At 59.2% G+C, this 13,143-nt stretch carries 14 protein-coding genes; 13 read left to right on the top strand and 1 reads right to left on the bottom strand.

The genetic code is table 11. From position 1 onward, the window contains the following. Positions 1 to 66: 66 nt before the first annotated feature. Positions 67 to 957, bottom strand: a complete 891-nt coding sequence (miaA, locus tag RGAI101_RS03625; RefSeq protein ID WP_008227514.1) for a tRNA (adenosine(37)-N6)-dimethylallyltransferase MiaA — start codon at positions 955 to 957, stop codon at positions 67 to 69. A 100-nt stretch (positions 958 to 1,057) separates the two neighbouring features. Here miaA and pyrH point away from each other — a divergent pair, with 100 nt between their 5' ends. The 13 genes from pyrH (at position 1,058) to lpxB (ending at position 13,124) form a co-directional block, all read left to right on the top strand. Continuing rightward, a complete protein-coding gene (pyrH, locus tag RGAI101_RS03620; protein ID WP_008226429.1) occupies positions 1,058 to 1,786 on the top strand; it encodes a UMP kinase in 729 nt (242 codons plus the stop codon). 97 nt (positions 1,787 to 1,883) lie between these two features. After that, entirely contained in the window at positions 1,884 to 2,447 is a 564-nt protein-coding gene (gene frr, locus RGAI101_RS03615) for a ribosome recycling factor (RefSeq protein ID WP_008228200.1), read from the top strand. Beyond that, complete coding sequence (gene uppS, locus RGAI101_RS03610; RefSeq protein WP_008226129.1) at positions 2,447 to 3,187, top strand: polyprenyl diphosphate synthase; 741 nt, start codon at positions 2,447 to 2,449, stop codon at positions 3,185 to 3,187. The genes frr and uppS overlap by 1 nt, the downstream gene beginning before the upstream one ends. A gap of 22 nt (positions 3,188 to 3,209) precedes the next feature. Further along, complete coding sequence (locus RGAI101_RS03605; RefSeq protein ID WP_037227282.1) at positions 3,210 to 4,004, top strand: phosphatidate cytidylyltransferase; 795 nt, start codon at positions 3,210 to 3,212, stop codon at positions 4,002 to 4,004. A 9-nt stretch (positions 4,005 to 4,013) separates the two neighbouring features. After that, entirely contained in the window at positions 4,014 to 5,186 is a 1,173-nt protein-coding gene (gene dxr, locus RGAI101_RS03600; RefSeq protein ID WP_008227141.1) for a 1-deoxy-D-xylulose-5-phosphate reductoisomerase, read from the top strand. Between the two features lie 4 nt (positions 5,187 to 5,190). Then, entirely contained in the window at positions 5,191 to 6,543 is a 1,353-nt protein-coding gene (rseP, locus tag RGAI101_RS03595) for an RIP metalloprotease RseP (protein WP_008229015.1), read from the top strand. Positions 6,544 to 6,666: 123 nt separating this feature from the next. Further along, positions 6,667 to 6,792, top strand: coding sequence for a hypothetical protein (locus RGAI101_RS22540; protein WP_008229393.1), 126 nt, complete (start codon positions 6,667 to 6,669; stop codon positions 6,790 to 6,792). A 236-nt stretch (positions 6,793 to 7,028) separates the two neighbouring features. Then, positions 7,029 to 9,296, top strand: coding sequence for an outer membrane protein assembly factor BamA (gene bamA / locus RGAI101_RS03590; protein ID WP_037227280.1), 2,268 nt, complete (start codon positions 7,029 to 7,031; stop codon positions 9,294 to 9,296). Positions 9,297 to 9,300: 4 nt separating this feature from the next. Next, on the top strand, positions 9,301 to 9,864 hold the full coding sequence (locus RGAI101_RS03585) for an OmpH family outer membrane protein (protein ID WP_008229418.1): 564 nt from the start codon (positions 9,301 to 9,303) through the stop codon (positions 9,862 to 9,864). A gap of 80 nt (positions 9,865 to 9,944) precedes the next feature. After that, positions 9,945 to 10,403 (top strand): 3-hydroxyacyl-ACP dehydratase FabZ, encoded by a 459-nt coding sequence (fabZ, locus tag RGAI101_RS03580; protein ID WP_008228592.1) that lies wholly within the window; start codon positions 9,945 to 9,947, stop codon positions 10,401 to 10,403. Next, positions 10,403 to 11,185, top strand: coding sequence for an acyl-ACP--UDP-N-acetylglucosamine O-acyltransferase (lpxA, locus tag RGAI101_RS03575; protein WP_008225746.1), 783 nt, complete (start codon positions 10,403 to 10,405; stop codon positions 11,183 to 11,185). The genes fabZ and lpxA overlap by 1 nt, the downstream gene beginning before the upstream one ends. Next, positions 11,185 to 11,976 (top strand): LpxI family protein, encoded by a 792-nt coding sequence (locus tag RGAI101_RS03570; protein WP_008229468.1) that lies wholly within the window; start codon positions 11,185 to 11,187, stop codon positions 11,974 to 11,976. The genes lpxA and RGAI101_RS03570 overlap by 1 nt, the downstream gene beginning before the upstream one ends. Further along, positions 11,973 to 13,124, top strand: a complete 1,152-nt coding sequence (gene lpxB / locus RGAI101_RS03565) for a lipid-A-disaccharide synthase (protein WP_008227760.1) — start codon at positions 11,973 to 11,975, stop codon at positions 13,122 to 13,124. Before RGAI101_RS03570 ends, lpxB begins: the two co-directional genes overlap by 4 nt. Positions 13,125 to 13,143 lie beyond the last annotated feature (19 nt).

The following is a 13,143-nucleotide window of genomic DNA, read 5'->3' as shown; positions in this document are numbered from 1 at the left end:
AATTATATCAACAAAAGATATAACCTTACGCCAAATTAAATAATCCCTCTGCAAAGAAAGCAGGGCTTATCCGGGTGCATATTTCAGCCAATCAGCTGTGTTCCGGCGCAACCACGTCCGCTGTCTTTTTGCATATCGCCGGGTCGCGATGATCGCATTTTCGCGCGCGACCTTTAGTGTATGCCTGCCCTCCAGATAGGCGATCAGTTCCGGCACACCGATGGCACGATGCGCGGGCAGGGTGGGATCATAGGATGGGGCCACCCGAGCGACTTCGTCCAGCGCCCCTTGGTCCAGCATTTGGTCGAACCGGCGGATGATGCGCGCGTTCAGCCAGTCCTTGTCCGCCTCTACGGCAATTGCTGTGCACGCGCCCAACGGCAATAACGGCGGGGGCGTGGCATCTTGCCAATCGGCCAGACTGCGCCCTGTAGCGGTAAGCACTTCCCACCCGCGTTTCACGCGCATCGGGTTGTTCAAATCGATGCGCGCGGCGGTTTTCGGGTCCAGCGCTGCGGTCAGTTCCGCAAGCGACATCGCGTTGCCCGCGGCACGGATGGCGTCGGGCGTGGCCGGAATATCGGCAAGACCTTGGGTCAACGCCGCGAAATACAGCCCCGTGCCGCCGATGATGATCGGCCTCTGGGACCCGCGCAGGATATCCTCCACCTCGCGCAGCCAATGCCCCACTGAATAAGGCGTATTTGGCACCACATGCCCGTACAACAGATGGGGCGCGCGCGCTTCCTCCTCGACCGACGGGCGCGCGGAAATAACCCGCCAGCAGTCATAGACCTGGCTGGCGTCTGCGTTCACGATGACACCGCCCTGTGCCTCGGCAATCGCGAGCGCCAGCGCGGATTTCCCCGACGCAGTTGGCCCCGCGATCAACACGGGCAGGGCCGGATCAACCGCAGATAGCACGGCTGCGGTGGTGGTCAGCGACGGGACTGGCATTTCTTTGCATGTACCTTTGACGGAGCATTGAATCTTCCGCCTATTTGCGACATTTTGCGCCACAAAGAAAACCCCTCCCTCACCCCTGAAAGGTGCCCCGATGATTGATACCCTGCCCAAAGTGACATTCGAACGGGTCATGCTGAAGATTTCAGGCGAGGCATTGATGGGCGATCAGGGCTTTGGCCTGCATCCACCCACGGTCCAGCGCATCGCCCGCGAGGTGAAGTCCGTCCATGATCTGGGCGTCGAAATCTGCATGGTCATCGGCGGCGGCAACATTTTCCGCGGTTTGCAAGGCAGCGCCCAGGGGATGGAGCGCACGACGGCTGACTACATGGGAATGCTGGCCACCGTGATGAACGCACTTGCGATGCAGTCCGCGCTCGAGGAACTGGACATCCACACCCGCGTCATCTCGGCGATCACCATGAACGAAGTTGCGGAACCCTATATCCGCCGCCGCGCCGTGCGCCACCTTGAAAAGAAACGCGTGTGCATCTTCGCTGCCGGAACCGGCAACCCCTATTTCACAACCGACACTGCCGCGACCCTGCGCGCTAATGAGATGGCCTGCGAGGCGATCTTTAAGGGCACCAAGGTTGATGGTGTGTACGACAAAGACCCCGCCAAGCACGATGATGCCAAACGCTATGAGACCGTCAGCTATGACGACGTGCTGCAAAAGCGTCTGGGTGTGATGGATGCGTCGGCGATTGCCCTGGCGCGCGACAACAACCTGCCGATCATCGTATTCTCGTTGGACGAGCCGGGTGGCTTCCGCGGTATTCTTGCAGGTCAGGGCACCTATACCCGCGTTCAGGGCTAAGCTTAACCGTCTGTCACGCGCCTTTCTCTATACAAGGGGGCGCTGATAGCGCTATATCGATTAAACTTTCGACACTTTTAAAACGACCGGGGACATCATGTCAGACGAATTTATGCTGGATACAGACGATCTTGAACGGCGCATGGACGGGGCGATTGCGTCTTTGCGCACTGAATTCGCGTCACTGCGCACAGGACGCGGGTCTGCATCCATGCTGGACCCGATCATGGTTGATGCCTACGGGACCAAGACGCCGATCAACCAGGTCGGTACCGTCAACGTGCCCGAGCCGCGCATGGTCACGATCAACGTCTGGGACAAAAGCCTTGTCGGCAAGGTCGAAAAGGCGATCCGCGAATCCGGTCTGGGGATCAATCCGCAGCTTAATGGCACGATCATCATGCTGCCGATTCCCGAACTGAACGAAGAGCGCCGCACCTCGTTGACAAAGGTCGCGGGCCAATATGCCGAACACGCCCGCGTGTCGATCCGCAACATCCGCCGCGACGGCATGGACCAGATCAAGAAGGCCAAGGCTGACGGCATGTCCGAAGACGACCAGAAAGTCTGGGAAGGCGAAGTTCAGGACATGACGAACAAATACATCGCCATGATCGATGAACAGCTTGAGACCAAACAAGCAGAGATCATGCAGGTCTGATGCCGTCAACGCCGCATCCCACGTCTGAACTTGTTCCCGGCGCACCGCGCCACGTGGCGATCATCATGGATGGCAACGGCCGTTGGGCCACGCAGCGCGGTCGGCCGCGCCTGTTCGGCCATCACGCCGGGGCCAAGCGCGTGCGCGAAATCGTCGAGGCTTGTCCCCATTTCGGGGTCGAGTACCTGACGATCTTTGCATTCTCGACGGAAAACTGGAAGCGGACACAGGTCGAAGTCGCTGGTTTGATGAGCCTGTTTCGCCGCTATATTTCCAAGGAAACCCGCGCGCTAAGCGAATATGGCGTGCGCGTCCGTTTCATCGGGGACCGGGTCAAGCTGGACAAGAAGCTGATCAAGTTGATGCATGTGCTGGAAGAGGCGACCGAACACAACACCCGCGTGCACCTGACGATTGCGCTGAACTATGGCGGTCGCGATGAAGTGGCCCGTGCCACGCAGCGTTTGGCCGAAGATGTGGCAGCCGGTCTGCTTGATCCAAAGGATGTGGATGAAGAAACGCTGCCGCGTTATCTGGACACCCATGTGTTGCCCGATCCCGATCTGGTGATACGCACCAGCGGCGAAGCGCGAATTTCCAACTTTTTGCTCTGGCAATCGGCTTATGCGGAATATGAATTTATCGACACGCTGTGGCCCGATTTCTCGAAAGAGGAATTCGGCCGTCTTTGTGCGGCTTTCGGCGTCAGAGACCGCCGTTTCGGTGCCGTGACAAAATGACGACTTCGCCGGGAGGGGCATCATGACATCATCATCGGAACGCTGGTCGGACCTGACGGCGCGCGTAGGGTCGGGCGTCGCAATGGTTGTTGTGGGCCTTGTCGGAATTTTCATGGGGGGACACGTCTTTCACATCATGGTTGCCGCGATCTGCGGTGTCATGGCGTGGGAACTGATGGGCATGCTCAACCCTGAAAAGCGTGAATTGCGCTTGCCCCTGGGGCTGCTTGTCGGCTGTGCCACCTTGGCGTCAATGTATCTGCCGATCGGCTTTTCGCTGCCGGTCCTGCTGGCTCCGGCGATGGTTGGCTTTGGCCAGTTGGAAAAGCACCGCACGGTTTTCATGTGCTTTACCGTCCTGATCGTGCTGGCAGGCTTTGGTCTGGCACAGGTGCGCGATGACTTCGGCTTTGGCTGGATGATGTGGCTGGTGCTGGTAGTCGTGGTCACCGATGTGGTGGGATATTTTGCCGGCCGCGCCATTGGGGGCCCCAAGTTCTGGCCCAAGGTCAGCCCCAAGAAAACATGGTCCGGCACGGCGGCGGGCTGGATCGGTGCGGCGATCGTGGGGCTGCTGTTTTCGATCAATACGGGCGTCGGGTTACAGCTGGTCGGTGTGTCCATCGCCATGTCGATGGCGTCGCAGATGGGTGACATCGCAGAATCTGGCATGAAGCGCCGGGTTGGGGTCAAGGACAGCTCCAACCTTATTCCCGGCCACGGCGGGCTGCTGGACAGGTTTGACGGGATGCTGGGGGCGGCACTGTTCCTGCTGATCATCGGGCAGTTTCTGCCCATCACACCCGGCTTGAATTGAACCAGTCAGATGCGGCGGATTAGTATCTTCGGGGCCACCGGCTCTATCGGGCAAAACACGATTGATCTGATTGCGCGCGCGCCGGATGCCTACAACGTAGTGGCGCTGACCGGTGCGGGGAATATCGCGCAACTGGCACAGGACGCGCGCCGTCTTGGGGCCGATATTGCCGTGACCGCCCATGATCACCTGCTGGACGATCTGCGCGAGGCGTTGCACGGCAGCGGAATAGACTGTGCCGCTGGCACCGATGCGATCCGCGAGGCCGCCACCCGTCCGGTCGATTGGGTGATGTCCGCCATTGTCGGGGCCGCGGGCCTTGCCCCAGGGATCGAAGCGCTGAAACAGGGGGCGACACTGGCGCTGGCCAATAAGGAATCGCTGGTTTGCGCCGGGTCTCTGATGCTGCACACCGCGCAGGCGCATGGTGCCGCGATCCTGCCGGTCGACAGCGAACATTCCGCCGTGTTCCAAGCTTTGATCGGCGAGGATATGGCCGCCGTTGAGCGGATCATCATCACGGCAAGCGGCGGGGCCTTTCGGGATTGGCCCCTCGAAAAACTTGCCGATGCCACGCTCGAGCAGGCCTCGAGCCACCCCAATTGGGACATGGGCCAACGGATCACGATCGACTCCGCATCCATGTTTAACAAAGCCATGGAAGTCATTGAAACCAGAGAGTATTTCGGCATTTATCCATCGCAGATCGAAGTGCTGGTACATCCGCAATCCATGATCCACGCGCTGGTGGGGTTCAATGACGGGGCGCTGATGGCCCATATAGGACCGCCCGACATGCGCCATGCCATCGGCTTTGCGCTGCACCACCCGCAGCGCAGGACGCTTCCCGTGGAGCGGCTTGATCTGGCAAAGATCGGCAGTTTCGAATTCCGGGCCCCCGACGAGGCGCGCTGGCCCGCCCTGCGGCTGGCCCGCGAGGTGATGGCGCGTGGCGGCATGGCCGGGGCGGTTTTCAACGCCGCCAAGGAAGTCGCCCTTGACGGTTTCATCGACGGTCACCTGCGGTTTCCGCAGATGGCGCAAGTCGTCGAAGACACGCTTGAGCAGTTAAATTCTGACAACAACGTCATTGATGCCACCATGACCCTTGATAACGTCGCCCAAGTTGACCATCTGGCAAGGCAGGCGGCAAAAGCCGTGATCAAAAAAAGGGCAGGGTAGCGTTTTGGACATTTTTGCACTGATTCCGCAGTTTAGCGGGATAATCTGGACGTTGTTGGCCTTTGTTGTCGCCCTGTCGGTCATCGTGGCAGTCCATGAATACGGTCATTACATTGTCGGACGCTGGTCGGGGATTCATGCGGATGTCTTTTCGCTGGGCTTCGGGCCTGTTATTTACGCCCGCACGGACAAGCGCGGCACGGTCTGGCAGATCGCCGCATTACCCTTTGGCGGCTATGTAAAATTCGCCGGCGATGCCAATGCCGCGTCCGGCAAGGATACCACCGCGATGGAGCAGGCGCAGGCCGATCCGGTACGCTTGCGCAGCACCATGCACGGTGCCCCGCTTTGGGCGCGTGCGGCGACCGTTGCTGCGGGTCCTGCGTTCAATTTCATCATGTCGATCCTGATTTTTACCGCCGTCGCCCTAAGCGCAGGCGTTGCAAAAGACCCGCTGACCGTAGGCGAGATGCGCGCGTTGCCGTTTGAGGGCACGCAGCTTGAGCCCGGCGACGAGATTATCTCTGCCGGTGGGGTCACCATTCCTTCGGCACTTGAGGAAGGTGCCTTTTCGGATGCGTTTGCCGCTGTCCCCGTGGCGCAGCCGCTTGACTACGAGGTGCGCCGCGATGGTCAGACGATCACCGTGCAGGGCCCTTACCTGATGCCTACGCTGATCAAGCAGGTCATGCCCCAATCCGCCGCCTTTGAGGCCGGATTGATCAGTGGTGACGTCATCACCGCAATTGATGGCACGCCGGTTTTTGCGTTCAAGCAGCTCAAGGAAATCGTCGAAGCCTCTGAAGGCAGCGCGCTTTTGCTGACCGTCTGGCGTAATGGCGAGACGCTGGAATTCACCATGCGCCCCAAGGTGACCGACGAACCCCAGCCAGACGGCACGTTCAAGACGCAGATGCGCATCGGTATCGTGGGCGGCACGGCGTTTGACACGGCCACGACGACACCCGGCGTGTTCGAGGCGCTGTGGGGCGGGGTCGAAAACACAGGCCGCATCATCCAGGGGTCGCTGTCGGGCCTCAAGCATATGATCGTTGGCAATATCAGCACCTGCAACCTAAGCGGCCCTGTCGGCATCGCGCAGACCTCGGGTGCGATGGCATCGCAGGGCGCGCAAAGCTTCATCTATTTTATCGCGGTACTCTCGACCGCTGTCGGCCTGCTGAACCTTTTCCCGGTACCTGCCTTGGACGGGGGTCACCTTGTGTTCTACGCCTATGAGGCGGTGACCGGAAAGCCACCAAGCGATGGTGCGCTGCGGGTCCTGATGACGATCGGTCTGACCCTGGTGCTGGGGTTGATGGTCTTTGCCCTCGGGAATGATCTGTTCTGCCCGTAAATCCCCGCCGGAATATCTGACTGGACTGCCAAAAATCGTTCCTGGCCGCAATTGCGCCACAATTCGACAAAACCTTGCCTTAATTGCTTGGTAACGTTTGGCAAAGCAGCAAAGGATTTCGCAATGCAGACGATCAAGACAAGCTACCGCGGATTGAGCCTTCTGGTAGATTTAAACTGGGACCGTGCCCTGTATATCGGCACGATGGCGATTGCCCTTGCAGCAGGGGCCTGGCTTGGATCGCTTTGATCCCAAACATGCCGAACCACTTCATGATGATAAATATGGCCGTCAGACCCCCTATATAAGGTGTCTGGCGGCCTCTTGCTTTTGACAAAGCCGGTTAATCTGTCTAATCAGGAACGAAAGAACATTAATTAAAGCGGGTTGGGCATATGAGGCAGAATAATAGGTGGGGAAAAACCACCAACGCAGCGGTCTATACGCCGGTTGCAAAATCGATACGCAATTTATCAGTTTGTGTAATGCTATCAGTGGCTTGTTTGATACCTGCCCCCGCAGCACAGGCCCAGAATTATCAATTCAATACAGTTCAGATCAACGGCAACGAACGGATCGGCGACAGCGCGGTCCTTAGCCGGGCAGGAATCGCACGTGGTCGCGCGATCAGCGGCGGGCAGTTGAATGATGCCTACCAGAACCTGCTGGCCAGCGGGTTGTTTGAAACTGTGACGATTGAACCACGCGGCAACACGCTGGTGATCAACGTCGTCGAATATCCGACGATCAACCGGATCAGCTTTGAAGGCAATGCGCGGATCAAAGACGAAGCGCTGGCCGCACTGATCGGTTCGAACGAGCGTCGCGTGTTCAATCCGTCGCAAGCTGAAAAAGACGCAAACGCGATCGCGCAGGCCTACAGCAACGAAGGCCGCATTGCCGCACGGGTTCAACCCAAGATCATCAAGCGCAGCCAGAACCGCGTCGATCTGGTTTTCGAAGTTTTCGAAGGTGACAACGTCGAAATCGAACGGCTGAGCTTTGTCGGAAACCGGGTGTACTCCGACCGTCGTTTGCGCCGGGTTCTTGGCACCAAACAGGCGGGCCTGTTCCGTCGCTTGGTGAAACGCGATACTTTCGTGGCCGAACGCACGGATCTGGACCGTGAATTGCTGCGCACGTTCTATTTGTCTCGCGGCTATGTCGACATGCGGATTTCGGCTGTCAACGCACAGCTGACTGAAGAACGCGACGGTTATTTCGTTCAGTTCAACGTGCAGGAAGGCCAGCAGTTCAACTTCGGCCAACTTACCGTGACGTCGACCATCAACGGGGTCGACGCCCAAGACTATATGGATGTGATCAAGACCAGGTCGGGCGCGGTCTATTCGCCTTCGCTGGTCGAAACCGACATCGCGCGGATGGAGCGTAAAGCAATTCGGGACGGTGTGGATTTCCTGCGGGTCGAACCCGTCATCACCCGCAACGAGCGTGATCTGACCCTCGACGTGGAATACCGCATTACCCGCGGACCACGTGTCTTCGTCGAACGGATCGACATTGAAGGCAACACGACGACGCTGGACCGCGTTATCCGCCGGCAGTTTGACAGCGTCGAAGGTGACCCTTTCAACCCGCGTGAAATCCGCGCAAGTGCGGAACGCATCCGCGCCCTTGGCTATTTCGAGACGGCCGAGGTTAACGCCCGCGAGGGGTCCAGCCCCGAGCAGATCGTGGTCGATGTCAACGTCGAGGAAAAACCCACCGGTTCGTTGAACTTTGGCGGGACGTTCTCCTCCAATGACGGTGTCGGCGTTGCGATCAGCTTTGCAGAAGACAACTTTCTGGGCCGCGGTCAAAAGCTTTCCCTGTCGGTCAGCACGGCCACGGACGCCCGCCGTTACGGGCTTAGCTTTGTCGAACCCAGTCTGCTGGGACGCGACGTCGCCTTCGGACTTAACCTTGATTACGCAGAAACAAACTCGTCCTTTGCGAGCTTTGATACAAAGCGGTTCATTTTCCAGCCCAGCCTGTCCTTTCCTGTCAGCGAAAACGGCAATCTTACCCTGCGCTACTCCTATGATGACCTCGAGATGATCGAGCGGACGACACCCGTGAACGGTCCGGTGATTGCAGATGATATCTCAGCAGGGGCGCAGGTCGCGTCGTCCTTGGGGTATACGTATAGCTATGACACACGCCGCACCGGGCTTGATCCTACCGCAGGCTACCTGGTGCAGTTCGGTCAGGATTTTGCCGGCGTCGGCGGTGATTCGAAGTTCATCAAGACCACGGCGAAGGTCATTGGCGAAAAGCGGATCCTGAACGAAGAAGTCACTTTGCGCGCGTCACTTGAAGGTGGTGCCTTGGCCTGGAGCGAAGGTAATAACCGGGTGGCCGACCGTTTCTTGATCGGTCCATCCGTCATGCGCGGTTTCGAATCCGGCGGCATCGGCCCGCGCGATCAATCTGCCGGTTTTGATGATCCGCTTGGCGGCAACATGTATGTCGTGGCCCGTTTCGAGGCGGAATTCCCGCTGGGTCTGCCCGAAGAATACGGCATTGGCGGCGGCGTGTTCTACGACGTCGGCAATGTGTGGGACTTGGCTGACGTGAACTATAACGGCGGCACGGTGGTCGGTGAATCCGGTTCTTTCCGCCATGTCATCGGCTTGTCGCTGTTCTGGGACACACCCGTTGGCCCGCTTCAGTTCAACGTGTCGAAGGCGCTCAAGAAAGAAGACTTTGACCAAGAGCAAAAGTTCGAAGTCACGCTTAGAACGGATTTCTGATCCAGTGACGCGTCTGCGGGCATTTCTGATCTGCCTGCTTCCGGTGCTACCCTTAGGGGCGGTACCGGTCGCAGCGCAGCAAGCCGCGCAAGCCTCCGACCGCCCCCTTGTTCAAAGTCCGATCCTGACGATAGATTCCGACCGTGTTTTCAATGAAAGCGCCTTCGGGCTTCGGGTTGCCCGTGACTTGGAAACCCAAGGGGCCACGCTTTCGGCTGAAAATCGTCAGATCGAGGCCGATCTGGGGGCCGAAGAACAGCGGCTGACTGCGCAACGTGCTGCTCTTAGTCCCGAAAAATTCCGGGATCTGGCCGACGCCTTTGATGCAAAGGTGCAGGATATCCGTGCGACCCAAGCCGCCAAAAGTCGCGCCCTGAACCAGCTTGTCGAAAAGGAGCGCGAGGTTTTCCTGAACGCTGCGGGGCCGGTTCTTGAGAAGCTGATGCGCGATTCCGGTGCGGCCGTGATCCTCGAGCGGCGCTCAGTGTTTATCAGCGCCAACGCGATCGACATCACCAACGAGGCGATCGCGCGGCTGGATGCGTCCTTGGGCAGCGGCAAGAACTAGCAGCAGGTTCCGCCCGACGCTTGCCCATAGCCGTCAAAATTGGTAGCCATATCAAAGTTTTTCAACAGACAGGACCCGCAATGACTGACACCCTGCCAAGTGCCGACATCCAGATGATCCAGCGGATTATCCCGCACCGCTATCCGTTTTTGCTGGTGGACAAGGTGGTCGACATCAACGGCACGCAGACCGCTGTGGGCATCAAGAACGTCACGATGAACGAACCGCATTTCCAGGGCCATTTCCCCGGCATGCCGATCATGCCCGGCGTCACCATCATCGAAGCGATGGCCCAGACATCGGCTGTCATGGTCGGTGTGACCCTCGAGATGGCGGACAAGGATATGAAGGTCTATTTCATGGCCATCGATAAATGCAAATTCCGCCGCAAGGTCGTCCCCGGCGATGTGTTGAGGATGGAGGTGACGACCTTACGCGGGAAACCCGGTGGCAAGGTCTGGAAATTCGGCGGCGTCGCGTCGGTTGACGGCGAAATGGCAGCCGAGGTTGAATTTACCGCGATGATGGACTTGTCCTGATGGCAGGCATTCACCCCAGTGCGGTGATCGAAGAAGGCGCGCAGATTGATCCGTCGGCCAGTGTCGGTCCGTTTTGCGTGATCGGGGCGCAGGTCGTGATCCATGCGGATGTTCAGATCAAATCTCATGCCATCGTGACCGGCCGCACCGAAGTGGGCGCGGGCACGGTGATCTTCTCTTTTGCGGTGATCGGTGAAATTCCGCAGGATTTGAAATTCAAGGGCGAGGCCAGCCGACTGGTTATTGGTGAACGCAACCGCATCCGCGAGCATGTCACGATGAACTGCGGGACCGAAGCAGGCGGCGGGCTGACGAAGGTCGGCGATGACGGCTTGTTCATGGCAGGCTGTCACATTGCCCATGACGCGATTCTGGGCGACCGCGTGATCGTGGTGAACAATGCTGCCGTCGCCGGGCACTGCATCATCGAAGATGACGTGATCATCGGTGGTCTGGCGGGCATACACCAGTTCGTGCGCATCGGGCGCGGTGCCATTATTGGCGCTGTGACCATGGTGACCAATGATGTGATCCCCTATGGCCTGGTGCAGGCCCCGCGCGGCGTGCTGGACGGACTGAACCTGGTCGGGCTGAAACGCCGGGGCGTGGCGCGCAGCGACATTACCGCATTGCGGGCTGCCTTTCAGATGTTGGCACAGGGCGAGGGGACATTCCATGACCGCGCCCGACGTCTGGGCGACGAGACCGGCAGCGACTATGTGCGCGAGATCGTCGATTTCGTCATGGCCGATACCGGCCGTCATTTCCTGACGCCGGGTTGATGCTTGCGTTGATCGCTGGGGGCGGCGGACTGCCCCATCGCGTGGCGTCGGCCCAAGCCGACCGGCCTTTGGTCTGTGGGTATGAAGGCGTCGCCGTCGAAGGGGTGGAAGTCGATCAGACATTTCGCCTTGAAACCCTTGGATCGCTGATAAAATCCTTACAGGATCAAGGCGTTACGCAGGTTTGCCTGTGCGGTGCCATTGCAAGGCCCAGTTTCGACCCTTCAAAGCTTGATGCGCTAACGATGCCTCTGGTGCCCGCCTTTCAAAAGGCATTGGGTGCCGGTGACGATGGCGCACTGCGGGTTCTGATCGATATTTTCGAGACGTCAGGCTTCACGGTGCGTGCTGCCCATGAACTTGCCCCTGATCTGCTGGCCAGCCCCGGTGTGCTGAGCACCAAAGCGCCAGACACACAGATGACCCAAGATGCCGCGCGGGCGGCGCAGGTGGTGGCGACACTGGCCCCGATGGACATCGGTCAATGTTGTGTCGTTGGCGGTGGTCAGGTCTACGGGATCGAGACAATTGGCGGCACGGATCATCTGTTGGCCACTTTACCCGACCGGGTGCAAAGCGCCTCTGCCATTCTGTTCAAGGGCCCGAAGCCAGACCAAAGCCGTCTTGTCGACATGCCGACCATCGGCCCAGCAACGCTTGAGGCAGCGCACAAGGCGGGATTGGCCGGGATCGTGATTGTCGCCGGGAACGTCATCGTTCTTGAGCCCGAGCGTTGCAAGACGCTGGCCGATGACCTTGGTCTGGTGCTGTGGTCGCGGGCGACGGCATGAAGGTGTTCATCATCGCGGGGGAGCCTTCGGGCGACCGCCTTGGCGGGGCCTTGATGGCAGGGCTGAAATCCCTGCGACCGGATGTGACATTTCAAGGGATCGGCGGAAGCGAAATGGCGGCCCAAGGGCTGCAAAGCCAATTCGACATGTCCGAACTGTCGGTCATGGGGATTGCCGAGGTATTGCCAAAATACCGCGCCTTGATGGCCCGCATCAACGAGACTGCAGAGGCGGTGATTGCCGCCAGGCCCGATGTGATGATCACCATCGACAGCCCCGATTTCTCCTTGCGCGTGGCCAAGCGCGTCAAGGCGCGGTCCGATATCCGCACAGTGCATTACGTGGCACCGACAGTTTGGGCGTGGCGCCCGGGTCGGGCCAAGAAGATGGCGCGCTTTATTGACCATGTGCTGGCCTTGTTCCCCTTTGAACCGCCTTTGATGCAGGCCCATGGCATGGATTGCGATTTTGTCGGGCATCCGGTTGTGGCTGAGCCTGTCGCGACCGCCGATGACGCCGCAGCGTTTCGCGCCGCACATGATATCGGCGACGCACCGTTGTTGGTGGTGCTTCCCGGTTCTCGCCGCTCCGAGGTGGCAAAGCTGTCCGGAGTCTTTGGCGAAGCGGTGGGGCTGTTCGCCAAGGGTCGTCCCGCACTGCGTGTGGTGATCCCCGCAGCAGGCGCTGTGGCGGATGCCGTAGTAGAGGCAACCCGTGATTGGCCCGTGTCACCGACGATTCTTGATCCGCGGGGGATGACAGGAGAAGAGGCGCAAGCCCGAAAGCGCGCTGCCTTCCGTGCGGCGGACCTTGCCCTGGCCGCATCTGGGACAGTGTCATTGGAGCTTGCCGCGGCACAGACGCCGATGGTGATCGCCTATCGCATGCATTGGTTGAGTTTTCGTTTGATCAAGGCGATGGCCCTGATTGATACGGTGACGCTGGTCAATCTGGTGTCCGACACGCGGGTCGTGCCGGAGTTTCTGGGGCCAGACTGCTTGCCTGACAAGATTGCAGCTGGCTTGGCGCAGGTTCTGGGCGCACCGGATGCGCAGAAAACCGCAATGGAAGTGACCATGGACCGCTTGGGGCAGGGTGGTGAATCACCCGGTTTGCGAGCGGCGCGTGCTGTTTTGGACCGGATTTAATCGATATTCAGGGGCGGAA

The organism is Roseobacter sp. GAI101 (assembly GCF_000156335.1).
In the GTDB taxonomy this organism is placed as follows: domain Bacteria; phylum Pseudomonadota; class Alphaproteobacteria; order Rhodobacterales; family Rhodobacteraceae; genus Sulfitobacter.
The sequence above is the reverse complement of the archived record's forward strand: the minus strand, read 5'-3'. Positions and strand labels throughout refer to the sequence as shown.